The sequence below is a fragment of the Acinetobacter defluvii genome (assembly GCF_001704615.3).
GTDB classification, from domain to species: domain Bacteria; phylum Pseudomonadota; class Gammaproteobacteria; order Pseudomonadales; family Moraxellaceae; genus Acinetobacter; species Acinetobacter defluvii.
On sequence record NZ_CP029396.2, the window covers coordinates 102135 to 124926 of the forward strand.

Sequence of the window (22792 nt, forward strand, 5' to 3'; positions counted from 1 at the left end):
ATTTATGAAAGCCATTGGTTACAAGGTTCCGGGACCCATCGCCGCGGATGCCGCGCTGGTCGACATCAATCTGCCTCGGCCTGTCGCTGCAGGATACGATATCCTGGTTGAGGTGAAGGCCGTCTCGGTCAACCCGGTCGACTACAAGGTCCGCAACAGCACGCCGCCGGCAGATGGCGATTGGAAGGTGCTGGGATGGGATGCCGCCGGGATTGTGCGCGAGGTCGGCCCCGACGTCACGCAGTTCGAGTTAGGCGACGAGGTCTATTATGCCGGATCGATCACACGGCCCGGTACCAATGCGGAGTTCCATCTCGTCGACGCCCGGATTGTCGGTCACAAACCTGCGTCGCTCTCCTGGGCGGAAGCGGCGGCGCTGCCGCTGACGACGTTGACGGCCTGGGAGGCGATGTTCGACCGCCTGGACGTGGCGAAGCCCGTACCCGGTGCGGCGGAGGCGATCCTCATCATCGGTGGCGCGGGCGGGGTTGGGTCGATCGCCGTCCAGATCGCGCGACAGCGCACGGACCTCACCGTCATCGCCACAGCCTCTCGACCGGAAACCCAAGAGTGGGTAAGAGGGCTTGGAGCTCACCACGTCATCGACCATTCTCGTCCGCTCGCGCCACAGATCGCCGAACTCGGCATCGGTGCTCCCGCTTTCGTCTTTTCGACCACACATACCGAGCAACATGTCGCCGACATCGCCGAACTGATCGCCCCACAAGGACGGTTCGGACTGATCGACGATCCCAAGGCATTCGATATCATGGTTTTCAAGCGCAAGGCGGTGTCGATCCACCACGAGCTGATGTTCACGCGGTCGATCTACGGCACGCCCGACATGAATGAGCAGGGCGAGATTCTGGATGCGATGGCAGCGCTGGTTGACGACGGCAAAATCCGCACGACGCTGACCCGGCGACTGTCGCCGATCAATGCCGCCAATCTGAAGACGGTGCATGCACTGATCGAAAGTGGCGCGGCTAAAGGCAAGATCGTCCTCGAAGGCTTCTAACGACCGCGATCGCCAAACATCTTGTCCAACCTCAAAAAGCCGAACGGGTTATGCCCCAGCGATGAGAATCCCATGACCAAATCTATTGCCACCGCCTCGATCAACCGCGAAACCGCAGTCGCCCTCATCGACGCGGCGCTCGCTGCGGCCCGTGCCATCGGCATCCCGGCTGCCGTCGCCGTCGTCGACGCCACCGGTAACCTGCGCGCGTTCGAGCGCACCGACGATGCGCCGTTCCTTACCGTCGATGTTGCCATCGACAAGGCCTGGAGTTCCGCCTCGTTTGGGTTCCCGACCCATGTCTGGAACGACTATGTGACCAACGATCCAAAAGTGGCGCCGCTAGCCTATCGCCCTCGGATGGTCGCTGTCGGCGGCGGTTATCCGATTCTGGAGGATGGGAAGTTGATCGGCGGCATAGGCATCTCCGGAGGCAACTATCAGCAGGATCAGGATGCGTGCGTCGAGGCACTCATGAAAATCGGGTTCCAGTTGCCAGCCTGACGACTGTGAGGCCATCACCGGTGGTAATGGCCAACAGATCCAACCTTTGAGAGGCCTAATGATGGAAGCGTTCGTCGTCTTTACGCGGGAAGAAACCAGCGACCCACATGCACTCGCAACCTATTCTGCAGGCGTCGGACCATCGTTCGATGGTCACGACGTTACCTTTCTCGCCGCTTATGGCGCGATCCAGCATTTGGAGGGGCCGCCCATCGAAGGGGCCGTAATCTTGCGTTTCCCGACGATGCAGGCCGCTCGCGACTGGTATGACAGTCCCGCCTACCAAACCATCGCTGCTCAACGCTTTGCCGGTTCCCGTTACCGCGCCTTTATCATTGAAGGGCGGCGGTGACATACCGACAGAAGCACTTCGGCGCTGACCACGAGGTATCGGCGTGTGAACTCGCATCTTGGGAATCTGTGGGGGGGACCAAGACAGCGGCGCTAGGGGCTCATATCGTCGATCGGATCAGAGAGTTGCTCGGCGAGAATGGGTTATCTATTGCCGAGCTGACGGAGCGGAGCCGCCCTCTCCCAACGGATTGATTCAATCGTTGACGCTCCTCCTATCCGGATCCGGGTTTTCGCACGCTGATCAACAGAGTTACAGCGCGCAACGCCTGTAGTGGGCATCAGGGGATGGGTGGCAATCAGGATGATTGCCCACCTTCCAACGATTAACCTTGCTCAAGTTGCTTCACTAGTCGCTCCGCGTCGAGATGGAAGTCCGAGAAAACAATGCTACCGCCAGCGTCGATAACCGTAAACCACGGAGTTCCTCGTGTGCGGTAGTCTTCCATGAAGGTTGGAAACGGCGAGCCGGTCGGTTGCTCGTCGTGACCGAAAACGATAGGAAGCTCATACTTGAGCTGGTTCACGCGCAACTTCTCGAAGGTATTCTCATGCGTTCCTTCGAAGACGGTCTGGATCACTGCGAACCCCACGTCTTTTGAGCTCAACGCTGCATGCAACTTTTGTAGCGTCGGAAACCCATGCAAATGGCAACCTTGGCACCAATGCTGGAAGGCAAACAAGATTTTCGGGCCGGGCCCGATATCTGACAGTTTGAACGGCGCGATACTTTCCCCATCTTTGCCAATCCATTTTTGCACCCGCAGCTCAGGCGCTTGTCGTTCGATCTCGTTCATCTGATCCTCCAACCCCGATACAGAAGCTTAGTGGATGATCGCGCGTCGCGACGGTGCGCGAACGTCCGACCTTATTTTCCCTATTTCCTGAAGCCAGAATAGATCAGATCGACATTTCGTCCTTAATATACTCAAGCTGCCGGCGAGCGCGAACTGGGCAACCATGCGCTGGTGAGCCTTGAGCTTTGCACGCTGCCCATCCGTTTGAGAGCGAACCTGCAACTTCCGCTCCGCATACCGCAGATCAGCGTACGCAGCCTTGGGGTTATCTACCCTATAGCCATTGGGTATTGGGAATCATGCTGGCCTGACGCTATGTTCGATACGCGATTTTTTACGATGATAGAGCATCTGTATCTGATTTTTAGTCGATTGGCTTATTCGGCGGATGTGCGGGCAAATGCTTTACGCAGAGTACTGAAATGAAGGCCGGCTTCGGTCTGCCGTATCGAGCAAGAGGGGTCACTATGGTCACCAGAGGTTTCACCGGTCGCGGTTCAGGCGACCAGTCCGATCGGATTCCGCCATGTCAGCATCTGGTGGAGGATTTCCCTGTTCTGTCGGCCGGCCCTACGCCGAGGGTAGAGCCCTCCGACTGGAAATTCACAGTCAAAATTGGTCCGAAGCCCGTCAAAACGTGGAATTGGGGCGAATTCAACACTCTACCAAAGACCCAGGTGACAAAGGATATTCACTGCGTCACCTCTTGGTCCAAACTGGATACCGTTTGGGAGGGTGTACTCATTGAAGACATCCTTGCAGATGCAGAGCTTGATCGGCCTACCGATTTCGTCTTGGCGCACTGCTACGATAATTATTCGACAAACGTCCCTCTGACGGATCTGCTTTCCGGGAAAGCGATGGTCGCCCTCAGTTATGCGGGCAAGCCACTTTCCCGCGATCATGGGGGGCCGGCGCGTCTTCTAGTGCCGCACCTTTACTTCTGGAAATCCGCCAAATGGGTGAATGCGCTGCAATTCACGACGCGTGACGAGGCCGGCTTTTGGGAGCTGCACGGCTATCACATCTACGGCGATCCGTGGCGCGAACAACGATACACCCATGACTGAAAACGAAGCGCAAGTCCGTTCGTGGCAATCATGCGTGATCGACGACATCATCCAGCAAACACCGAGTATCAAGAGCTTCTTCCTTCGGTTGAGCAAGCCGTTCGCGCACACCGCAGGTCAGCACGTCGATATCCGGCTGACCGCGCCCGACGGCTACAGTGCAATGCGCAGCTACTCGATCGCGTCATCGGCAGTTTCGACCCCGATCGTCGAGATAGCTATCGAGCGCATGCCGGATGCCGAAGTTTCGCCGTTTTTTCACGACATCGCGGCGATTGGTGACGAAATCGAAGTTCGCGGTCCGCTCGGTGGCCATTTCCTTTGGCCTGAGCCTGCCATAGATCCGGTTCTGTTGATCGGGGGAGGCTCCGGCCTCGTGCCGTTGATGGCAATGATCCGGCAGCGCCGCGCATTGGCCCAAGCCGTTCCGACAGCGTTGCTCCTGTCCGCACGAACCGCCGAGGACGTTCTCTTCTCAGAAGAACTTCATTGCATCGAAATCAGCGATCCGGCGTTCGTCCTGGCGCTCGCGATTACGCGCGAGAAACCGGTTCGCGCATCGGACTTTGCGCGACGGATCGACGGCATGATGGTCCAAGAAATTCTAACCAGGCTTCAGGGAAAGCCGACGCAAGTGTTCGTCTGCGGGTCTAACGGATTCGTCAACATCGCAACCGATAGCGCGCTGCTGGCGGGCTTGGACGCCTCCATCATCAAGACGGAGCGCTACGGGGGCTAGCGGCGCGAGCTATCTCACGTCGCGCCGATCGTAGACGTGCGCCCTGGGAAGCTTTGGCGATCAACGTGAACCGTTTTGCCGAACACAGTCTTCGTACCCCCCGGCCTCTAGAACGCCTTCGCTCGCGATACCTGGCTCGACATCAAGCTCAATTTGAAAGTTCCTGCACTATCCGTCGTCCTGATATGCTCGACCAGCATGATGGGCGATTCGAGCGGGACCGCTTCCGTCCCAATCGAGGCTCGGTTACCTTAGAGCATCGGCTCGGCGCTACAGGAGGCGCGTGCGGCCTCTGCCTGGCGGTGAAAGCACTTTGGGCCATGTCGCCTGGATAGCGGCCAATCGTCAGCATCTGCTCCGATGTCGGCCAAGGTGCAGTCGCCATCTTTGAACGCCGCGAATTGGAGATCAACGCCATGACAGCGATCCGCGTGCAACTGCCGGAGATGCAATATGACAACTGATGTATTGCTGTACACCACGAATTGGTGCCCGTTCTGCCGCCGAGCGAAGGCGCTCCTCAAGGAAAAGGGCGTGCGATGGAAGGAGCTCGATATTGAGGCGGATCCGGCTCACCGGCAGGCCATGGCGGAAGCGTCGGGGCGAAGCTCCGTGCCGCAGATCTTCATCAATGGCACCCTTATCGGTGGCTCCGATGAGCTATTCGCGCTCGATGTCAGAGGCGAGCTCGACAAACTTCTCGGGCGCAACCCGCCTGCCACCTGAGGAGGTGCGGCTTGGGGCAGCCAGCCCGCGAGCCTTCGCCGGTTGATGAATACAAAAGGAGAGTCCGTTGGTCTCAGCCATCTGGAAAGACACTACTATCGCCACAAGCGACGAAACAGTCATCGTCGAGGGAAATCACTACTTCCCACCGTCAGGAGTCGACCTGAGCCTGCTTGAGATGAGCCCGCACACATCTGTCTGTCCGATCAAAGGCGCCGCGCGCTTCTTTCATGTTCGCGCGGGTGACGCGCTCAACGTGAACGCCGCTTGGACCTATCCCGCCCCCACTCCGGATGCCGAGGGTATCCGGGATTACATCGCTTTCTGGAAAGGCGTGGACGTTGCCTAGCAGACTGGACGGACGACTTCGCTGATAGCCATGCGGGCGCCGACATCTCAATTATCCTGCCCACCCCGGGCCTCGTCGGCTGCAGGAATCTGCCCGGCACCTTAGCGCGACCCGGCACTGGCGGTCTCGCACCCGCCGCGCCTCTGTTCTATCAATAAGGATGGATGACATGGAGCATTCCGAGTTCGATGCCGCTTTCGCGAAGCTTGCGGAGGGATACAGAGAAGGGACTTATGAAGGCCGGCGTTTCAGCTTGATCGTCCGGCGATCTGGGGACGGACGTCGCAACAGTCTGTTCGCCAGGGAGTTGGACGGGACTGACATTGTCAGCTTCAACCTCTTCCGCGTTACATCAGATAGGACATTGTTGAAGCCGTGCGAAATGTCCGCCGAAAAGGTCGTAGCGTTCGTGCTGGAGTTCCGACCGGACACCTGACGGGCAGAAGAAGATCCCGGCCAACCGGCGCGCCTGCGACGGCCGGCTATCTAAGGCTGCGCAAGCCTATAGCCGCAGCTCATTGCACTTCGTCTGGCGAGGAATTCAACATCGATACGTCGCCATCCGCGGGGATATCGGTACAGGCGCCCGTGTAAGCCAGATTGAGAAATCCTAAGCGATGACTAACACCAATGACGCCACCCTTCCGACACATTCTATTCTTGAGGAATGCACAGCGATGGCTGTCGTCAACGCTCTGAAGATTATTCTGAAGAACAGCTACGCGATCTACCTTAAGACAAAAAATGCCACTCGGGCGCATCCCGCCCCTACTTCAGGGACTTTCACTTGCTTCTCGCTCTGTCACTCACAGCATCGGCACGCCCATGACGCATGGTATCCAGGCCTCATAATTTTCCCATATAACCTTCTTGTCTTTTGCGCACCCAGAAAGACTCGAGGCTTTAACTGGACAGATGAGCCCTCGAGGGTAGTGTTCACCTGATTGGCTTTCTCATATCTGATGTTGATTCGCACAGTGTGCCAACCAGGTGATAGTTTCAAAAAACCTGCGCTTCAGAGCGAATTAGACGATCTTCGATAAGAGCGATCCGCCTCAAAATCCAAAACATCTAACATTGTCCTAGAGCCATATTTGTACCTAGTACTATGGCGCTCCCATTAACACATTTGATGATGCACAGAAAACTTAGCTCATGATAGCTTTCAGCTAACAGCTATTCGGAAGCCCGAAAGGATTCAACCGTTTAAGCGTGAACCGTCGATTATAAATACTTTCGTAAGTTAGCTTTAAAGGACGCTTTTAGTCCTTGTAAATACGCATTACGACTCCACAGCTACCAAATCCATACGGCGCCAGCAACCATTAAAACACCCGACACTACTAAAACAATAGTAGAGGCGCGATTGCTGCCTTTCAAAGTATGACCAACACCCACATCCATAACTAGGTGTCGAATTCCGGCTACGAGATGATAAATAAATGAAGAGTATACCAACCAGAAACTAACTTTGCCGAAAGGTGAAGAAAAAATCTCCTTGACTTCATTAAAACCCTTTTCTGACTCCAACGATTTGCTCAGCATATACAGTATCAGTCCCAGAAAAATAAAGAGCATAATTCCTGAAATCCGGTGCAGAATCGATGTAAGCGCCGTGAGAGGAAGCTGAATGGTTCGAATATCAAGATTAACCGGCCGCTTTTTATTCATTTTGACTCCAGTCAACAATTCTAGTGGGGGATTTCAGTTTTCGATCTCATTCATCATAGCAGCTGTAACAAAAATAAAGAAGCATGGACGACTCTCAATGAGTTTATTTCGCTATGGTTTAGACTATGTTCAAATGGCGATTCAGCGTTTAATTGGTTTTGGGAAAAAAGAAGAGTTTAAGGAAATTTTGGCAATTTTAAGAAGGCAGAATCCTGATAGGATAAGGGTTCTGTGAAATTTGTCGTGTACAGAGTTTTTTCATTTAACAATATCCTCATTACAGATTTTTATAGCATTGGTATTTGTTCGATCAGTTGAGAACATAACTGAATGTTGTTTTTTCATAAGCATATCGACATCATCATTTATGAGTAGAGGTAATAAGGAATTTTAAAGGTTGAGCCATATTCCACTACACCAAGTTTTAAGCGTTGTGCTTATTTAATTTAATTATAGTGAAAAAGTTAGCTTATAAATTTTAAAAAAAAATTAATGACCATGGTTTTTATTAAAATATCTATATAGACAATTAAGCTAATTAGGTGGGCAATTATGAATATGTTGGTAAATATAAAAAGAGAAGTGCAAGCATCTGAATTAGACTTTATTGAAGTCGAAAAGCTAATTTTGCAATGCGAAAAAGCAAAATCGTCAATAAAGGTTATTTATGAAAGCATCAAAGATATTGAACTTGATGCTTACCAGATTGTGAGTGCAATCACCCGAAAATCATATTCATCATCATTCAATACTGAAGAATCTGCTTTAAAACAAATATCGTCATGCTTCTGGAGGAAGTTAACTGAGATCATCAATCTTAGAAACTTTATATCTGAAAAAGAATATGATGCGTTGTCAGATAAAATTGCTCGTCATGAAATTGAAGATTTCACGATGGATAACGTGAATGTATTTTTAGAATCTATCTGGTCTACGCGCCACATGGCATATGCTCGTAAAGTTGATTCATTGTTTTGCCAATTATCAAGCAAATACAAAACCAATCTTGGTGCTGGTATTAACCCGTGCGTGATCATTCATCACAATAGCTACCATTCTTATTGCAGACGAGATAATTTAGTGGAAGAAGTACGCTTTATAGCAAGGCAGTTATTTGGCAAGCCTTTAGACCACACTAGATTAGATAAACTCAGGTTAGATCGTGGTATCTGGCATAGCATTGATGATAATTTATTACGCATTAAGATCTACGAAAACGGTAACTGTCATATCTTGTTTAATCAATGCGTAGTTGATCGCATTAACCAGGTATTAAACCTGTTATATCCGAATCAAATTGGCATAGATCCAAATGTAAAACACAAACGCCGTGCGTATGATGAACCCATTTTATAAAGCTCATTAAAAAACCATCAATTGTTATTGTGGTTTTTTTTAGATATATACGGTACTAATTTTGCGATCGTGCCACTGGTGAACATACACTGACCATATCACTATGGATACTTGGGATAAATCATATCCCTTAAAGGCAGATTTAAATTTAGACTCCATTTTTCGGAGCTGCATTCTCTTATCACGAGATGGCTCTAATTCAATATCCCCAATGAATTGAGAATTGCAATAAGATCTTGTTCAGGTGTATCAGCAAGCACCGTCACGTTATAGCCACCGCTAAACTGGTGTAATTCAGCACAGTACTCAACATCAGACGCCGTGAGTACCAATTCAACATCAAAATATTGAATCACTTTAAGCACCTGGTACTTTGCTTTAAAGAATCCGTTGTTTTCAGCTAACTTCATCGCTTCAGCAATGGTGATGTTTTCAAGCACAAGACGGTCTTGAGCTGGTTCATCTTCATATGTTTTAAAACTTAACAATTTAATTAAACTTAATTAATTAACTAATTGCTCGTTAAATTATTCTTAATGCATTACGGCGATACGGCTAATAGAAAAATCATATTAGTACGCAAGCGATGTTTTTTAATTGATTAAAAAAAGATTGAAAATCTTATTTTTCGAGAAAGGTTTGCCAGGTTGTGTTTTCCCATAAAATGAAACTATCAAAAGCAGAAAGCTTAAAACTTGGAGTGAACAGCATGTCAAATTTAAACGCTCAATCAGTACAGTTACAAGGCACTTTATACATCGGTTTCCCTAAAACTTTTAGCGGTGCTCACATGGAAACATTGTTTGATGAAATCTCAGATTACATCGACAACAACTGTGATTTAACCCTTGCGGATCTTCAAGCGGATAGTGACTATGCTCAACTTCAATTTCAACAGCACATGCCGACATTGGCTGATAAAACAAATTTCTTCTTCATGGACGTTGAAATCTATGTTGCAACATTAAAAGAAAACTTTGGTCATACATCAGTACTCGACCAAGTTACCTCAGTAAATATCTTTGGCAAAAACCTTGAAGACATTTGCACGTTAATGGCTCAAAACGGCTACGCATACGACCGTATAGAAGATTGTTGGTCACGCGAACTTTCTTAATTCAATTCACCCATACGCACGGATAACGTGCGTATGCCACTGAATCACATTTGAGGATATAAACCATGCAAAACCTAATTACAGCGCATTGCGAGCTAACCATCAAACATGATGAAAAACAGCAAAAAAATGTCGGGCCTGTTGTTGTGACGTTTGGGGCGATCTTTACTGCTGAGTCGGTGAATGAACTGTTTTGCGCTATATGCCAAGACGGAATCAGATTTAAAGCAATCTATAACCCCGACAATATGTATTTTTTACGCCATGAGCTAAGCCCAATTGCTGATTTGTCAGTTAAGACAGACCAAGACGGCAACATTATTGTCAGTGTGATTGCATCCACTAGCCCATATTTTGAGATCAAAGTACTAAAAAATGGTTTTACCAACTCAGACACCTTAAATAGTTCTGCGATTCGCACGTTGGTTCGCAACCATCAAAGCCCATTCCAAGAGCAAATTTCTGACTACTTTGAAACAGACCAAATTTTTAAAACCATGCAAGCAATTTTTGCACAGACGTATTTAAGCCGATAAGGAACTTCACCATGACGACCGCTACTGCTACCGCTGAAAAGACCGTGTTCAAACGTGAAACGTTGGAGCTGAAGAACATCCATGTTTACACCCAAAACGACCGCATTAACCAAAAAAGTCGCGTTGGCGACCGTGCATACGACAATGGATTAGTGAAGGACATCCTGTTCAGCCCTATGCTTTGGGCTACCCCTGAATTTTCATCTAGCTATGTTACTCAGATTCAAATTAAAGGCACACGCATTTATGATTCACTTTGCAGTTATACTGGCGTTCGCACCTATTTTTATAAGTTGTCAGACAGTGAGTTTGGGTGCATGTATCAAAAACGTCCGTACCCACAAAACGACTTTCTCTTAATTTTTGCAAACTTAACGCAAATGTTTAACGATGCAGTTTGTTACTTTGGAAACAACAGTAATAAAAACGCTTTTAAAGGTCTAGATTTTGACATCGAATGCGGTGTTTCACGGTTCAATTTACAGCAACGCTTATTAGAGTTTTATAAGAAGTCTAAACGCCAATTGACCATCAGTGAAACAACAAGCGGGATGCTTGGTGACTCGAATCTTCGCTATAACATCTTTGTTCGCAACCAACCAAAATTGGACAAACACGGCAAGCCGTTAAAATGCACCAAAAAACTCATTAAGCTGTACAAAGAGCGTGGCACAGTTGCGATCTATGGCGGTGACTGCATTTCACCACTCAAGCTCGTTAAACACCAACAAATCAAGCTAGAGAGCGAAAATGGCAAGTTTTCATATACGACTGACTTCATCACGTTGTACTCAGTAGAACAAGACATGTACACCTTATATATTCCCCACTCTATTGTAAACAAGACATTTTTATCTTTTATATTCAATGGCTTATTTTCCTGCTAATTGGTAATACCATGAAAAATACCATGCTCAGAAAAGGCTTAACAATATTTTGAAAAATTGCCTACTGAGCGCTGCCGCACAGCTCCATAGGCCGCTTTCCTGGCTTTGCTTCCAGATGTATGCTCTTCTGCTCCTGCAGCTAATGGATCACCGCAAACAGGTTACTCGCCTGGGGATTCCCTTTCGACCCGAGCATCCGTATGAGACTCATGCTCGATTATTATTATTATAGAAGCCCCCATGAATAAATCGCTCATCATTTTCGGCATCGTCAACATAACCTCGGACAGTTTCTCCGATGGAGGCCGGTATCTGGCGCCAGACGCAGCCATTGCGCAGGCGCGTAAGCTGATGGCCGAGGGGGCAGATGTGATCGACCTCGGTCCGGCATCCAGCAATCCCGACGCCGCGCCTGTTTCGTCCGACACAGAAATCGCGCGTATCGCGCCGGTGCTGGACGCGCTCAAGGCAGATGGCATTCCCGTCTCGCTCGACAGTTATCAACCCGCGACGCAAGCCTATGCCTTGTCGCGTGGTGTGGCCTATCTCAATGATATTCGCGGTTTTCCAGACGCTGCGTTCTATCCGCAATTGGCGAAATCATCTGCCAAACTCGTCGTTATGCATTCGGTGCAAGACGGGCAGGCAGATCGGCGCGAGGCACCCGCTGGCGACATCATGGATCACATTGCGGCGTTCTTTGACGCGCGCATCGCGGCGCTGACGGGTGCCGGTATCAAACGCAACCGCCTTGTCCTTGATCCCGGCATGGGGTTTTTTCTGGGGGCTGCTCCCGAAACCTCGCTCTCGGTGCTGGCGCGGTTCGATGAATTGCGGCTGCGCTTCGATTTGCCGGTGCTTCTGTCTGTTTCGCGCAAATCCTTTCTGCGCGCGCTCACAGGCCGTGGTCCGGGGGATGTCGGGGCCGCGACACTCGCTGCAGAGCTTGCCGCCGCCGCAGGTGGAGCTGACTTCATCCGCACACACGAGCCGCGCCCCTTGCGCGACGGGCTGGCGGTATTGGCGGCGCTGAAAGAAACCGCAAGAATTCGTTAACTGCACATTCGGGATATTTCTCTATATTCGCGGTTCAGCAGGCATGTCCCCTTTGAGGGCGACCCGACGACAGGATAATCGACCTTATGGTGCGCAAATATTTCGGCACAGACGGTATTCGTGGCAAAGCCAACGAAGGCGCGATGACGGCGGAAACCGCCTTGCGCGTCGGCATGGCGGCTGGCCGTGTCTTTCGTCGCGGTGACCACCGCCATCGTGTCGTGATCGGCAAGGATACGCGCCTGTCGGGCTATATGCTTGAACCCGCGCTCACAGCCGGTTTCACCTCGATGGGCATGGACGTATTCCTTTTTGGCCCGCTGCCGACAACGTATAGGAAGAATAAACGCCCTTTTCACCCAAGTCCAACAGCTTTGGACCGCAGTTGACTCTTTCGACACCCCTGCGATGCAACCCAATCCGGCTGACGGGGAGCCAGCAACGCTGAAAATTTACCCTCCTCTTTCCCACTAGCGGCTCCTTTTCCGACAACCAGCACGGCGGATCCCTGCCGCGGCGCTGTGAACGCAGCATTTTGATTGGTATCGTTGGCCTTCAGGCTCGTCAGTCAAACAGACCCAGGAGCAGCTCAGCCGGTGGCGCCCGGCTTTCGGGTAACGCCCTGGTCCCGCTGGTTTCGGCTTTGTGCTTCAGGTGATCAAGGATCTGCTTGATCACTATAGGGTCTTCAATGCAGGCGATGACTTTCATGGCGCCGCCGCAGCCGCTGCAGGTCTCGATGTCGATATTGAAAACACGCTTGAGCCGTTGCGCCCATGTCATCGACGCTCGCCGTTGTGCTGGTGTTGCCGGTTCATCAGCCACCCTGACCTTGTTGCCCCTGCCCCGTTTTGCCGGCGTGACCAACGCCCGGTGCCGACTGTTGGGTGCGAACACCCCGTGGAAGCGGGTTAGGTTGACTCTGGGCTTCGGTACCAGGGCGGCCAGCCTTGCAATGAAATCCAATGGTTCGAAAATGACGTGCGTGGTGCCGTCCCGGTACGGCGTCTTGAGCTGGTAGCGCACGTTGCCGCCTCGTGTTAACGACAGCCGCTTCTCGGATACCGCCGGGCGGCTGATGTACCGGCACAGCCGTTCGAGCTTCTTGCGTTCATCGGCCCTGGCCGCCACGCCGGCGTGCAGGCTGGACCCGGCTACCTTGCCAATCCCGTCACCGAACGGATCACCACTGGTCGGCAGAGTTTGCAAAGTGAACACCTTTCGCCCCGCCTGTGAACCGACAGCGATACGGTAAGTGATCGAGTGCCCCAGCAGGGGTGTCATCGGGTCGTCATCCACCGCATCCGAGGCCAGATAGCTGTTTTCGACATCCCGTTCCAGCAGGCCTTGCCGTTCCAGATAGCGACCCACCCGGTGGGCGATGGTGTGCGTCAGCTGGGTGAGCTCTGGGCTGGTCGGCGCCTTGACCCAGCGGAAACGCGCTGAGCCGTGGGATTGCTCGACATACACACCGTCGAGAAACAGCATGTGGAAGTGAACATTCAGATTGAGCGCCGATCCAAAACGCTGGATCAGGGTGACCGCGCCCGTCTTGGCCACTTGGTGGGTATGGCCCGCTTTCTTGACCAGGTGCGTGGCAATGACGCGGTAAACGATGCCCAGCACCCACCCCATGATCTCGGGCCGGCTGGCAAACAGGAAACGCAGCTGAAACGGGAAGCTCAACACCCACTGACGCATGGGTTGTTCAGGCAGTACTTCATCAACCAGCAAGGCGGCACTTTCGGCCATCCGCCGCGCCCCACAGCTCGGGCAGAAACCGCGACGCTTACAGCTGAAAGCGACCAGGTGCTCGGCGTGGCAAGACTCGCAGCGAACCCGTAGAAAGCCATGCTCCAGCCGCCCGCATTGGAGAAATTCTTCAAATTCCCGTTGCACATAGCCCGGCAATTCCTTTCCCTGCTCTGCCATAAGCGCAGCGAATGCCGGGTAATACTCGTCAACGATCTGATAGAGAAGGGTTTGCTCGGGTCGGTGGCTCTGGTAACGACCAGTATCCCGATCCCGGCTGGCCGTCCTGGCCGCCACATGAGGCATGTTCCGCGTCCTTGCAATACTGTGTTTACATACAGTCTATCGCTTAGCGGAAAGTTCTTTTACCCTCAGCCGAAATGCCTGCCGTTGCTAGACATTGCCAGCCAGTGCCCGTCACTCCCATTCAGTACTTAATGAAAGCTACGGAACAACTAATAAATTTTATGGTTTGCATCTCACCCAAGAAGAAGCAGAAAAAACCATCCCGAAATTATTAGAACGTACTCAAAAGTATTTAAACCATAAAAAAGGTTAATACCCTTGCGTTGATCAGCTAATTGATCAACTGCTGGCTTTATAAACGCAAACGATGTTTTTTTAGTTGATTAAAATAATCCAAAACTTAATTTTGATAATTCAGCACCCATAATTCTACTAATGCATTTCCATCAAGCCTTAATTCAAACCATATTCAATTAACAATGAATTAACACCACTACGGCGTTATTTCTTAAATGTGGTATATGGCTTTACCCACCCCCTACTCGTCTATGGCTAATTGTTCCAGTGTCAGTCAAAAAATGAAATATAATTCATTCTCAAAAATGAGAATCTGTTCACAAATGGGAACGCGAAGCAGCCTTAATTTTAAAAATACCAGTTCATCTAGACTAAATTTGAGTAAGTCTGATTAATATTGAATAAAAAACCTAAGTTTTTCGCCGTATGTTTTAATCTTCAATGGTTTAACTTTAATGAAATTTTTTTTAAATAAACTAATTTAGTGGATTTTGACCGTTATAATGGTTTTATCTCGAGGCATATTGCCTTAAACTTGGAGCCGTGTGATATTAAAACTATCTAGTATCTTTTCTCATGAAGCTAGGATTGAATCCCTTGTTATTCAATTTGAAGCCGATTATCAAACTGCACTAAAGCAAGGTTTAGATATTTACTTTGGCGTTGGCTATGCAACTAATGAGGATAGTCAATCTATACAGGCGTATCTTGTGAAAGATAAGGAGATTTATAAAAAGCATTACTGGAGTTGGGAATACCCAAGAACACCACACAAAATTGAAAAAACTAAAGCTGAGCACCGCCATTGGTTAAACCTAGCTGATGTACGAAACGCTGCGCTCGAGGCGAATATTACAAATGAAGCAGATCTACAATCTGTTTTACAACGTTCATTCGCTACAATATAAAAAGGTAATCTAAATGATAAAAAAAAGTGTGGGTTTTGAACGTGCTTCTGATGTTCAAGCCATCGTTTACTCAGTAAATGATGGATCTGCAGTTTTTGTCGTACCAAATGGCTTTGTGGTGCTGGAGGTTCCATTGTCACAAACTCAAGCCGAGTACTTCAAGATGTATGAGAAGTCACCTAATGTATTTGTGTTGCACGGTAAGGCAAAATTCCATTACGTGTGTGATTGTGAAGTTGAACTGGTTGGCTTTAGTATAGAAAAATCTAAGCTAACAAATCAATTGGTCAATCCAAGCTTATTTAGCCACATTGATAAACCTGCAGTCAGTATAGATTGCGTCTATGATGATATGTCTGCACCAACTATAAGCCCTGGCTTTTATTGTTAATTAGCTGGTATAAAAGTAGCCCGAAATTCGGGCTTTTAATTTGTCTGAAGACAAGTTATTTCAACTCGCACGGCGCTTTAATTCTGATGTTATTTGCCCAAGAAAAAACATCCGAACCTTTTTGTGGGAAAGGCTGACTCTTAGAATACTGCAACCAACACACCGAATTATGGGTTGGATCTTGTGCCTTACGTTTTTCACGTAATTTAATCAGGCTTTCTCTTAACGCTGCAGTATCGTATTTTGGATCAAGTGACATAAAACCTACCGCAAACAGATCCGCATAAGATTCTCGCCATAGTTGCGTTTTACCGCTACTTTCAGCGGTTACAAAGGTAGATACATCATCCATCTTTACTTTGGACCGATCAGACGGCGCAATTGAATTTAATGCTTTAAGTGGCTGGCCAAGTTCACCAGGCACATCGGTCGCACGATCTAAACAGTGAGATAACTCGTGCGCTAATATCAGCATTTCCCAATCGTTGTAGCTTACATCGGTTTTTGCTTCTTTATACATGGTGTTCATGCTGGTTTTAGACATATTCACCAGGCAATATCCTGTACTAGATCTTAATGAAGCTGGAGAAGCTTGCGGTATATCTAAGGAAGTTAAAGCCCAACTTTCGTTAAAGTCACCTAACACAAGTGGCGCGTTGTAGTTTTCCTTGGCAAACTTTTGTAGTTGATTGAAGTTACTACCCGGTACCATCGCAGCAATATGGTCATGGTTGAACTGTTTCTTTTCTAGCGTTTTGAAACACCATATAAAACCATATGACAGTAGAAACATTAGGAATGGAACAACAGCAACAGAGAGCATAAGTAGCATAAAGTTTTCGTCTAGTCGCTTGGTTCGGTCTTTGGTCTTAATATAAGGTGTTGCCAAGCACCAGCTGAGCACTACTGTCATCAAGATTAAAATAACAAGAAAAGTCATGGTGTAGCCAACTGGTTGAATAAACGTAAAGGCAATCCACGCAAAACAAGTTAGGACGGTTAAGGTCCACAAAATGATGTTTAAAATGATTTTTGTTTTCACGCCGTTGGCATCCCTAATCTATAAAAATAAATGTGGCCCATTAAACGGGCCATATTGAGTCTGTTCTCTTCATCATCGCCAATGTGGTCGATATAAATATATTAATAAACCATCAAAGCTAAAAACTTTTCTTAAAAATTTAAGATGCCTGCACACCAGGATAATCGTTGTAGTTGCCATCAATAAATTGATTGGTAGATTTACTGACATCATCATACCAAATCGGCATGCATTTCGACTTGTCAGTTTGATCGATGGCCATGTATGGAAGTCCTAATTCGTTTTGAATCAATTCAGCATCCATAAATGGCTCAAGAACCTTCATAGGAATGGAAAACAAACACTCAACATACCCATTATCATGAATGACCTTCCGGCTGGCTTTAGAAGCACTGTCAAAGCGCAATGCATTCCACAAGTGAGAAGCTTCATTGATGGTATGTGGTTGTTTTAGGTAATTAGGATTTTCAGACGCATAGATCGACAGTGTATTCACATCAATCATCAGCTTAAGTACACCTGAACCGACCATATGTTCAATCGGTATATACAGCATGATAGCGCCGTATCCTAAGCTTCGTTTTTTAGCATCTGGATGTTCACCAATACCACCAATAACGCTATGAATAAGAATAGGTAGAGTTGTGTTCATTTTATAAACCTTTCAATAGTTTTATATCTCTTTATACATTTGATACCGCGTATAGCAGATATATAACACGGCGATGTTAATAGAGATTGCATACAGCCATTAATATTGATTAATGACTTCATCCATCACATAAATTGAGTAGTTGTACTGGTCTAAGCGATATTTGCTTTCTTCAGTATGTTCACTGGCCAATGCTTGTAGTTGAGTTTCGTTCATGGAAGAAGCATAGCGGTTACGGATTGATTTAAGCTGGCTCAATTCTAAACGTCCAGTACTCTTGGTCAGATTGCTGACAGTTGTGAATAGATCCTGGTCATATTCTTGCAATTCACCATACAGCCAAGCAAGGTGTTCTGCATTGATGTATGGGTTATTTTTTTCATAGTAGTTTTTCAGTTTGAATAAACTCAAACCACATATGAACACAGCAACTATAAGGCTAATGACAAGCCCCTCACCGAGTTTAAGTAGGTATAGGAATATAAAGATACTAATCACGCCAATGGCAATAGAGATATATCGCATGGTTTGATTTTGGAACATTTCTAACATGGGCATTACTCACTTTTTGTAATGTTGTTTTGATAAAGATGGTCTATTTGAGCGATGGCAAGTTTCATGCGTTCCGTGGTGCAAGTCAGGTCGTCATCAAAACGATGGTTGAATTCAACAATCCCCTGTTCTTCCATGTCTTGCATTTCACGCTTAGCATTACTTAAGCCTTTTTCTATACCAACCAGATTCAAGTTAAAGAAGTCTTCTAGTAGCTTTTCACTCTCAATGATTTGTTTGAGCTCAGTAACATAGACTTCAGTTTTCTTTTTGCTGATTTCCGCAGCCATCGCATAACGAAAGTTGCCGTTTACAACAACAGTTTTGAGGTCTGGTGAATATTCGTTGTATTCACTTGGAATTCGACTAACGGACTGGACGGCGTGACTCCAGCCATACTTCTGAAAATATTCAATTCCCGTCATGGTATATACCTACGATTGTTCTTTTTTAAGTTCAATAACAGCCAATAACGCTTTGTTTTGGCGTTCCAATTCATATTGTTTTTGGCGGTCTACATTTTGGCGATCGAAAAGTTCTCTAATCTGCTGTTTGTAGTGGTTGTCATAGTACGAATAGGCTTTACGTTCTGCTTTTCTACGTGCAATGCGAACTTTGGGATGCCAGTTGAATTCTTTGTCGTCTGCATAACCCCTCATGAACTCAACCAGTTTGCTATCACCACGCATTTTACAAACCTTAATGAAGCCCATTTCTAAAACTGTAATTGGCGCACGGCGCGGATCTCCAAACTCCCAACGCCGTTTAATCCCAAAGCCACACATCTCTATTTGAACCGTAATCATGGTTTAACCTTTATCAAATGTTTGAGCTTCTGGATCTTCGACATTAAATCTGGACCATCACTTTCATGGTAAGCAAGGTGTTCATTAACGAATGTGATAAAAGCATCCAATTCAGTTTGAATCGTTGCCAATTGATTGCGTAACCACTGGCATGTGGCTTCATCTTGTTTTATCGCCGTTTCAAGCAATCCTCTCGCATGTTCATAGGCATTTGCCTCACCTTGCGCCACCATATCTGCAGATGATTTCCAATCGCCCCATTTCTTATTCCAAAAGTCATCAAGCAGCTGCAGTAATTTTTCTACTTCCAATTGGTCATCGCTGATGGCTGGTGTTTGCATTTGATAGATAGACTTTTTAGTTTCTACTTCACTTTGCATCCAACCATCACGAAAAGCTTCCCATTTCGCCTGATGCACCCAAGAAGAATAATTGCCACTGGCCAACAGACTACCGACCACGCCGTATTTATTTTCAAAAGCGCTACGAGCTTCAATTTCTGAAGCAATGTTTTCATTCATGTTCATTGTTATTCACCGTCCGTAATTCAATTTCAGTTGAAGTGGCTAAACGGATGGTACGCTTGGCATATGCGATGCATCCGTAAAAAGTGGAACCGTGCGGATTGATTAGGTCCACGTACAAATGGCGAGTGGTGATGCGGTTGATCTAGAGCAATGCGTATCAATCATGCTGACTATCCCCATGAAGCAAAGGCACTTGTAATGAGATTTTTGTTTCCTTCATCTCATGAAGTTTTTGAATCGCACGTTCTGGATCTATCACCCATGCATCAAAGAGCAGTTGTGTGACAAAAGAAAACTTCTCACCAACTTTGCGGAACGGTGTGCCGTGGCTATTCAGGAATTGTTCAAACACAAGATATTGCTGTTCGATGGCCTGGTTAAGTTCAAACAGGTCAATACAGCCCTCTATCAAGTTGTACTCACCTAAAGCATTCGGCATAAACATCCATTTACGCTCATGGGTTAAGCCATCTACATGTAGGTAGGCATGTTTGTTGAGGCTAGTCCACTCAGGTTTCATCATGACGTAGGTGTTGTACTCGTCATCTTCAAGATAGTTGTAGTGGGTAGCATCAACGGGTTTCTTTGCTAAAACAGAAATGGCCTGTTCAAGTGTCAGACCGAGAATGAGTGCATGTGGTGTAGTTGATGATTGGTGATCCATATTCCCTACCCCTTAGATTGTCGGGCTAGTCGGTTTAGGACCACTCAAACAAATTTCGTTTTGAACGTGATTGTAGATCTCAGCCAAGTGAGGTCGTGTGCTAAAGAATTGATCTTCTGATGTATCAGAGAGGTTAGCACTCATGACTGTGAGTAGTGCTTCATTTTTGAATTGCGCTTGAACCGCCGACTTTAATGCACCATTCAATGAAGCATGCAGATTGTTGAATAGCGAAATAACACGGGCATTCTGATCATTCTTTTTGAAGAAGATAAAATTAACTTCACGTTCACGGAAAAACACCAGCTGATATTCAAGCCCTGATTCTGATAAATCATTCCCCATATCAATCAATGCATCATCTGGCACGGCGAACGCAGCGTATTTTGAATCAAAGTTTTGAAGTGCTTTACTTGAGATTAGATTCAAACTTACTTTGCCTTGAATCGGCACACATTGGCTCAGTTTCTTAGCCAAGTAATGTGCAGCAGCCATGTGATGTGATCCACCAGCATTTTGAACAAAAATCTTAGGACTCCAGCCATAGATAAAAAATTGATCAGTGGTTGTATCTGGAGAGTTCAATAAACGGATTTCTGGCCATAACAACATTCGATCTAAATTTTCCATACTCACATCACTAATGTAATCAGGGCATGCGTTTTTTACAAAATCATCAATGCTACGGTACTGGCTTAAATCCGACTTGGAATTTGAGAAGCCTCCAATTTCAGATAGGTCAAGTAAGCATGGTGTTTCAAGATGAATGATTTCTGCAAAAATCGGATTAAATACTTCAGCCAATTCTTCAGCAAAGGTAGAGATGTAGAACGGCTTATGATTTTGCGTATCTTGACCAAGGTAGCTGATGGAATCGTTATCTTTGGCATGTGGATTCAAAACAATGTTTTTGCCTGGTACAAAATTAGTAGGAGATATACCAGTCATACAAAGAGAATCTTTGATTTGATGAAAAGGGAAAACATCGGTCATGGCGATGCTGTCAGAATTGACTAAACGGGTATCAATAAAGGGTTTTAACTTGAGATTCTTATAAAGCTTATGTTTTGCTGAAAATACCGAAAGTAAAGTGTCTAACATTTTAAGCACTCCATTGATTAATGCTTTATTAAAACTAATAAAGATATATTAATACAGAAAGTGCTTATAAGTATTTTTTTGGAAAATTAATTTAAGAATTGCGGTTGAGTGGTATTAGTTGCAAGTGGTTGTACGGCGTTGTTATCGACAGACTTTGAGTACTGTTGCACTTCAACAATTCGCACACCTTTAACGTGTAAACGTGTTTTATAGTCAGTCATTCCAAGTGTTTGTAAGTCGTCTAGCTGTTCTTTAGTCATTGCCTATATCCTGTATATTGGATGTGATTTAAGGGCAATTTAATTGATGTATTAAGGATTGTAAAGGGTAAAACACAGTTCATTAAACTTTTTGGTGGTGTTTTAAAAAGTATGCTGACATTAAATGAAGCCATTATTGATGTAAAAGAAGGTTAAGTCGAAGGCTTTAAAATGGTTTTCAAGCTTTTTGGAGAAATTGCAACTTCTTCTAAAACCACGCCTTATTCGATGCCTTATTTTGCAATTATTACCTTCAATTCCTACAGTAAACAACTTACCAATACTTTGCTTGCAGTTTTTAAAAGCAGTGATGAAACTGTCCCAATGATCACTTGCAATTCGGGTGTAGTGAATACCTAATTGTTTAAGCTTTGTCTTCAACCTTTGGACTGTAGCTAAATCTCTCTTACCCCAAACATAAGCAACAATCTCACCTGTTTCTCGATGGTAGGCGTAAATAAGCCATTGTTTATTATTTTTATTTCCAACAAAAGTCCAGAATTCATCTACTTCGAGAGATTCATAATGACTTTGTTTAGGCTGAATTTGATAGGCCGATTCAGTTAAAGTCCGTAAGACTTTACCGATACTAATGCGCTCAACTTCAGCGATATCTCGTATACCGCTGCCTCTGACCATTAACTGTAATATTTTACGAGTAATGCCAGAATTACATCCTAGATAGCTCAGAGCATGGTCACCAATAAACTGACGTTTGCAGTCTTTGCATTGGTAGTTTTGTTTCCCATCTACTTTGATGCCATTTTTCTTTATACTGTCACTGAGGCAGGTTGGACATTTGATTTCTAGAGTTATTTGCATTTCTCTATTTTATCAAAATTCAACCTGCTTTTTTTTAGCATACTTTTTGATACACCACCAACTTTTTATGAAATGGTATATACCGATTAAGCCTAAAACAAAACAAGGTTTTAAGAAGTGGTTTAGTTATGTTTAAGAATACGCACGTTAAAACTAAGTTATTATATTAAAATGCATCTAAACTAGGGTTAAAACCAAACTGGATGCCAATATGTGTTCAAACATTGAATCTTACGCCGTGAACCTATCCAATGTACCTAAAGCTATCTCTTGCTTGAATATGTATGACTTTCAAACGTTAGCACTAGGACCAACCTATTTACCCCGATTTATCACTTGCAGATCGCCACATTCCATATACGGCGCTATTGGTTGCATTTGATGTGAATGCGTCTGAAAAGTTTCGCTTAATCGAAATGATGGTGCCTGAAGCCATTCCGCTGTCGCAGTTGTTGTTATTGGCCATATTCAATGAAACGCCGTATAAGAGCGAATATGAAATAGCCCAATACATGCCGAGTGATGAATTAAGGCGTATTAAGTACAAACAGCTCACCCAAAAAAACTAAAGGCTGGATAACCAGCCTTATGTCTT

Annotated in this window: 31 protein-coding genes and 2 pseudogenes; 19 read left to right on the forward strand and 14 right to left on the reverse strand. The window is 46.5% G+C overall.

Translation table 11 applies throughout. From position 1 onward, the window contains the following. The first annotated feature begins 4 nt into the window (after positions 1-4). The 3 genes from DJ533_RS01220 to DJ533_RS01230 all read left to right on the forward strand — a co-directional run bounded on the left by DJ533_RS01220 (position 5) and on the right by DJ533_RS01230 (position 1874). Complete coding sequence (locus tag DJ533_RS01220; RefSeq protein ID WP_002118279.1) at positions 5-1018, forward strand: zinc-binding alcohol dehydrogenase family protein; 1014 nt, start codon at positions 5-7, stop codon at positions 1016-1018. 72 nt (positions 1019-1090) lie between these two features. Continuing rightward, on the forward strand, positions 1091-1522 hold the full coding sequence (locus DJ533_RS01225; RefSeq protein ID WP_005006001.1) for a GlcG/HbpS family heme-binding protein: 432 nt from the start codon (positions 1091-1093) through the stop codon (positions 1520-1522). Between the two features lie 58 nt (positions 1523-1580). Continuing rightward, complete coding sequence (locus DJ533_RS01230; protein ID WP_010591688.1) at positions 1581-1874, forward strand: DUF1330 domain-containing protein; 294 nt, start codon at positions 1581-1583, stop codon at positions 1872-1874. Between the two features lie 325 nt (positions 1875-2199). Here DJ533_RS01230 and DJ533_RS01240 read toward each other — a convergent pair whose 3' ends face one another. Then, a complete protein-coding gene (locus DJ533_RS01240) occupies positions 2200-2670 on the reverse strand; it encodes a TlpA family protein disulfide reductase (protein ID WP_003464979.1) in 471 nt (156 codons plus the stop codon). 467 nt (positions 2671-3137) lie between these two features. Between DJ533_RS01240 and DJ533_RS01245 the strand changes: the two genes are divergently transcribed. The 5 genes from DJ533_RS01245 to DJ533_RS18840 all read left to right on the forward strand — a co-directional run bounded on the left by DJ533_RS01245 (position 3138) and on the right by DJ533_RS18840 (position 5990). Continuing rightward, positions 3138-3740, forward strand: coding sequence for a sulfite oxidase-like oxidoreductase (locus tag DJ533_RS01245; RefSeq protein ID WP_033917448.1), 603 nt, complete (start codon positions 3138-3140; stop codon positions 3738-3740). Further along, complete coding sequence (locus DJ533_RS01250) at positions 3733-4479, forward strand: ferredoxin reductase (protein ID WP_002118292.1); 747 nt, start codon at positions 3733-3735, stop codon at positions 4477-4479. Before DJ533_RS01245 ends, DJ533_RS01250 begins: the two co-directional genes overlap by 8 nt. Positions 4480-4932: 453 nt before the next feature. Further along, complete coding sequence (gene grxC, locus DJ533_RS01255; protein WP_005005995.1) at positions 4933-5205, forward strand: glutaredoxin 3; 273 nt, start codon at positions 4933-4935, stop codon at positions 5203-5205. Positions 5206-5272: 67 nt separating this feature from the next. After that, positions 5273-5554 (forward strand): DUF427 domain-containing protein, encoded by a 282-nt coding sequence (locus tag DJ533_RS01260; protein WP_003464986.1) that lies wholly within the window; start codon positions 5273-5275, stop codon positions 5552-5554. A gap of 169 nt (positions 5555-5723) precedes the next feature. Beyond that, positions 5724-5990 carry a hypothetical protein gene (locus DJ533_RS18840; RefSeq protein ID WP_003464988.1) on the forward strand — a complete coding sequence of 89 codons (267 nt, stop codon included), beginning with the start codon at positions 5724-5726 and terminating at the stop codon, positions 5988-5990. A gap of 860 nt (positions 5991-6850) precedes the next feature. Here DJ533_RS18840 and sdhC read toward each other — a convergent pair. Further along, positions 6851-7225: a succinate dehydrogenase, cytochrome b556 subunit gene (sdhC, locus tag DJ533_RS01275; protein ID WP_005005993.1), complete on the reverse strand. Its 375-nt coding sequence runs from the start codon at positions 7223-7225 to the stop codon at positions 6851-6853. Between the two features lie 70 nt (positions 7226-7295). Between sdhC and DJ533_RS01280 the strand changes: the two are divergent. Both DJ533_RS01280 and DJ533_RS01285 read left to right on the forward strand, forming a co-directional pair. After that, positions 7296-7460: pseudogene (locus tag DJ533_RS01280) on the forward strand (IS4-like element ISAba33 family transposase); the annotation flags it as partial. Between the two features lie 317 nt (positions 7461-7777). After that, a complete protein-coding gene (locus DJ533_RS01285; RefSeq protein WP_005005990.1) occupies positions 7778-8581 on the forward strand; it encodes a DUF4942 domain-containing protein in 804 nt (267 codons plus the stop codon). A gap of 194 nt (positions 8582-8775) precedes the next feature. On the opposite strand, the gene DJ533_RS01290 is transcribed toward DJ533_RS01285, so the two are convergent. Next, positions 8776-9069 carry a hypothetical protein gene (locus DJ533_RS01290; RefSeq protein ID WP_005005987.1) on the reverse strand — a complete coding sequence of 98 codons (294 nt, stop codon included), beginning with the start codon at positions 9067-9069 and terminating at the stop codon, positions 8776-8778. A gap of 221 nt (positions 9070-9290) precedes the next feature. On the opposite strand from DJ533_RS01290, the gene DJ533_RS01295 reads away from it, so the two are divergent. From DJ533_RS01295 to glmM, 5 genes and pseudogenes are all read left to right on the forward strand, one after another. After that, positions 9291-9698 carry a hypothetical protein gene (locus tag DJ533_RS01295; RefSeq protein ID WP_005005986.1) on the forward strand — a complete coding sequence of 136 codons (408 nt, stop codon included), beginning with the start codon at positions 9291-9293 and terminating at the stop codon, positions 9696-9698. A 65-nt stretch (positions 9699-9763) separates the two neighbouring features. Continuing rightward, a complete protein-coding gene (locus tag DJ533_RS01300) occupies positions 9764-10234 on the forward strand; it encodes a hypothetical protein (protein ID WP_065995118.1) in 471 nt (156 codons plus the stop codon). 11 nt (positions 10235-10245) lie between these two features. After that, positions 10246-11121 (forward strand): hypothetical protein, encoded by an 876-nt coding sequence (locus DJ533_RS01305; protein ID WP_081406141.1) that lies wholly within the window; start codon positions 10246-10248, stop codon positions 11119-11121. Positions 11122-11361: 240 nt separating this feature from the next. After that, on the forward strand, positions 11362-12177 hold the full coding sequence (sul2, locus tag DJ533_RS01315; protein ID WP_001043260.1) for a sulfonamide-resistant dihydropteroate synthase Sul2: 816 nt from the start codon (positions 11362-11364) through the stop codon (positions 12175-12177). An 86-nt stretch (positions 12178-12263) separates the two neighbouring features. After that, a pseudogene (glmM, locus tag DJ533_RS01320) lies at positions 12264-12506 on the forward strand (phosphoglucosamine mutase); the annotation flags it as partial. A gap of 235 nt (positions 12507-12741) precedes the next feature. On the opposite strand, the gene DJ533_RS01330 reads toward glmM, so the two are convergent. Continuing rightward, complete coding sequence (locus DJ533_RS01330) at positions 12742-14235, reverse strand: IS91-like element ISCR2 family transposase (protein ID WP_001120888.1); 1494 nt, start codon at positions 14233-14235, stop codon at positions 12742-12744. A gap of 94 nt (positions 14236-14329) precedes the next feature. On the opposite strand from DJ533_RS01330, the gene DJ533_RS18585 reads away from it, so the two are divergent. The 3 genes from DJ533_RS18585 (at position 14330) to DJ533_RS01340 (ending at position 15771) form a co-directional block, all read left to right on the forward strand. Next, the gene (locus DJ533_RS18585; protein ID WP_159123815.1) at positions 14330-14488 is read left to right on the forward strand and encodes a hypothetical protein; all 159 of its coding nucleotides are present in this window, start codon (positions 14330-14332) and stop codon (positions 14486-14488) included. A 529-nt stretch (positions 14489-15017) separates the two neighbouring features. Next, positions 15018-15380, forward strand: a complete 363-nt coding sequence (locus DJ533_RS01335; RefSeq protein WP_227520106.1) for a hypothetical protein — start codon at positions 15018-15020, stop codon at positions 15378-15380. Between the two features lie 13 nt (positions 15381-15393). Continuing rightward, entirely contained in the window at positions 15394-15771 is a 378-nt protein-coding gene (locus DJ533_RS01340) for a hypothetical protein (RefSeq protein ID WP_057694184.1), read from the forward strand. Between the two features lie 55 nt (positions 15772-15826). On the opposite strand, the gene DJ533_RS01345 is transcribed toward DJ533_RS01340, so the two are convergent. The 10 genes from DJ533_RS01345 to DJ533_RS01385 form a co-directional block, all read right to left on the reverse strand. Next, on the reverse strand, positions 15827-16711 hold the full coding sequence (locus tag DJ533_RS01345) for a hypothetical protein (RefSeq protein WP_228716462.1): 885 nt from the start codon (positions 16709-16711) through the stop codon (positions 15827-15829). A gap of 241 nt (positions 16712-16952) precedes the next feature. After that, positions 16953-17369, reverse strand: a complete 417-nt coding sequence (locus tag DJ533_RS01350; protein WP_228716464.1) for a hypothetical protein — start codon at positions 17367-17369, stop codon at positions 16953-16955. Between the two features lie 195 nt (positions 17370-17564). Continuing rightward, positions 17565-18017 (reverse strand): hypothetical protein, encoded by a 453-nt coding sequence (locus tag DJ533_RS01355; protein ID WP_033917408.1) that lies wholly within the window; start codon positions 18015-18017, stop codon positions 17565-17567. 5 nt (positions 18018-18022) lie between these two features. Continuing rightward, a complete protein-coding gene (locus DJ533_RS01360) occupies positions 18023-18442 on the reverse strand; it encodes a hypothetical protein (protein ID WP_000145713.1) in 420 nt (139 codons plus the stop codon). 9 nt (positions 18443-18451) lie between these two features. Next, complete coding sequence (locus DJ533_RS01365; RefSeq protein ID WP_005005929.1) at positions 18452-18823, reverse strand: hypothetical protein; 372 nt, start codon at positions 18821-18823, stop codon at positions 18452-18454. Further along, positions 18820-19350: a hypothetical protein gene (locus DJ533_RS01370; protein ID WP_033917402.1), complete on the reverse strand. Its 531-nt coding sequence runs from the start codon at positions 19348-19350 to the stop codon at positions 18820-18822. The genes DJ533_RS01365 and DJ533_RS01370 overlap by 4 nt, the downstream gene beginning before the upstream one ends. Positions 19351-19507: 157 nt before the next feature. Next, on the reverse strand, positions 19508-20014 hold the full coding sequence (locus DJ533_RS01375; protein ID WP_033917403.1) for a hypothetical protein: 507 nt from the start codon (positions 20012-20014) through the stop codon (positions 19508-19510). Positions 20015-20026: 12 nt separating this feature from the next. Next, positions 20027-21115 (reverse strand): DUF6685 family protein, encoded by a 1089-nt coding sequence (locus DJ533_RS01380; RefSeq protein WP_065995116.1) that lies wholly within the window; start codon positions 21113-21115, stop codon positions 20027-20029. 86 nt (positions 21116-21201) lie between these two features. Then, positions 21202-21375 (reverse strand): hypothetical protein, encoded by a 174-nt coding sequence (locus tag DJ533_RS18590; protein WP_162900306.1) that lies wholly within the window; start codon positions 21373-21375, stop codon positions 21202-21204. A 120-nt stretch (positions 21376-21495) separates the two neighbouring features. After that, the gene (locus DJ533_RS01385) at positions 21496-22197 is read right to left on the reverse strand and encodes an IS1 family transposase (protein ID WP_005005861.1); all 702 of its coding nucleotides are present in this window, start codon (positions 22195-22197) and stop codon (positions 21496-21498) included. Between the two features lie 383 nt (positions 22198-22580). Between DJ533_RS01385 and DJ533_RS01395 the strand changes: the two genes are divergently transcribed. Next, positions 22581-22766, forward strand: a complete 186-nt coding sequence (locus DJ533_RS01395) for a hypothetical protein (protein ID WP_058952567.1) — start codon at positions 22581-22583, stop codon at positions 22764-22766. Positions 22767-22792: the final 26 nt, after the last annotated feature.

Coding starts and splice junctions, on each gene's coding strand:
- grxC (WP_005005995.1), top strand. CDS start 4,933: ATGACAACTGATGTATTGCTGTACACCACGAATTGGTGCCCGTTCTGC.
- DJ533_RS01250 (WP_002118292.1), top strand. CDS start 3,733: ATGACTGAAAACGAAGCGCAAGTCCGTTCGTGGCAATCATGCGTGATC.
- DJ533_RS01245 (WP_033917448.1), top strand. CDS start 3,138: ATGGTCACCAGAGGTTTCACCGGTCGCGGTTCAGGCGACCAGTCCGAT.
- DJ533_RS01385 (WP_005005861.1), bottom strand. CDS start 22,197: ATGCAAATAACTCTAGAAATCAAATGTCCAACCTGCCTCAGTGACAGT.
- DJ533_RS01355 (WP_033917408.1), bottom strand. CDS start 18,017: ATGTTAGAAATGTTCCAAAATCAAACCATGCGATATATCTCTATTGCC.
- DJ533_RS01225 (WP_005006001.1), top strand. CDS start 1,091: ATGACCAAATCTATTGCCACCGCCTCGATCAACCGCGAAACCGCAGTC.
- DJ533_RS01330 (WP_001120888.1), bottom strand. CDS start 14,235: ATGCCTCATGTGGCGGCCAGGACGGCCAGCCGGGATCGGGATACTGGT.
- DJ533_RS18840 (WP_003464988.1), top strand. CDS start 5,724: ATGGAGCATTCCGAGTTCGATGCCGCTTTCGCGAAGCTTGCGGAGGGA.
- DJ533_RS01295 (WP_005005986.1), top strand. CDS start 9,291: ATGTCAAATTTAAACGCTCAATCAGTACAGTTACAAGGCACTTTATAC.
- DJ533_RS01375 (WP_033917403.1), bottom strand. CDS start 20,014: ATGGATCACCAATCATCAACTACACCACATGCACTCATTCTCGGTCTG.
- DJ533_RS01360 (WP_000145713.1), bottom strand. CDS start 18,442: ATGACGGGAATTGAATATTTTCAGAAGTATGGCTGGAGTCACGCCGTC.
- DJ533_RS01370 (WP_033917402.1), bottom strand. CDS start 19,350: ATGAACATGAATGAAAACATTGCTTCAGAAATTGAAGCTCGTAGCGCT.
- DJ533_RS01285 (WP_005005990.1), top strand. CDS start 7,778: ATGAATATGTTGGTAAATATAAAAAGAGAAGTGCAAGCATCTGAATTA.
- DJ533_RS01365 (WP_005005929.1), bottom strand. CDS start 18,823: ATGATTACGGTTCAAATAGAGATGTGTGGCTTTGGGATTAAACGGCGT.
- DJ533_RS01240 (WP_003464979.1), bottom strand. CDS start 2,670: ATGAACGAGATCGAACGACAAGCGCCTGAGCTGCGGGTGCAAAAATGG.
- DJ533_RS01300 (WP_065995118.1), top strand. CDS start 9,764: ATGCAAAACCTAATTACAGCGCATTGCGAGCTAACCATCAAACATGAT.
- DJ533_RS01380 (WP_065995116.1), bottom strand. CDS start 21,115: ATGTTAGACACTTTACTTTCGGTATTTTCAGCAAAACATAAGCTTTAT.
- sul2 (WP_001043260.1), top strand. CDS start 11,362: ATGAATAAATCGCTCATCATTTTCGGCATCGTCAACATAACCTCGGAC.
- DJ533_RS01350 (WP_228716464.1), bottom strand. CDS start 17,369: ATGCTGTATATACCGATTGAACATATGGTCGGTTCAGGTGTACTTAAG.
- DJ533_RS18590 (WP_162900306.1), bottom strand. CDS start 21,375: ATGACTAAAGAACAGCTAGACGACTTACAAACACTTGGAATGACTGAC.
- DJ533_RS01345 (WP_228716462.1), bottom strand. CDS start 16,711: ATGACTTTTCTTGTTATTTTAATCTTGATGACAGTAGTGCTCAGCTGG.
- DJ533_RS01230 (WP_010591688.1), top strand. CDS start 1,581: ATGATGGAAGCGTTCGTCGTCTTTACGCGGGAAGAAACCAGCGACCCA.
- DJ533_RS01305 (WP_081406141.1), top strand. CDS start 10,246: ATGACGACCGCTACTGCTACCGCTGAAAAGACCGTGTTCAAACGTGAA.
- DJ533_RS01340 (WP_057694184.1), top strand. CDS start 15,394: ATGATAAAAAAAAGTGTGGGTTTTGAACGTGCTTCTGATGTTCAAGCC.
- DJ533_RS01220 (WP_002118279.1), top strand. CDS start 5: ATGAAAGCCATTGGTTACAAGGTTCCGGGACCCATCGCCGCGGATGCC.
- sdhC (WP_005005993.1), bottom strand. CDS start 7,225: ATGAATAAAAAGCGGCCGGTTAATCTTGATATTCGAACCATTCAGCTT.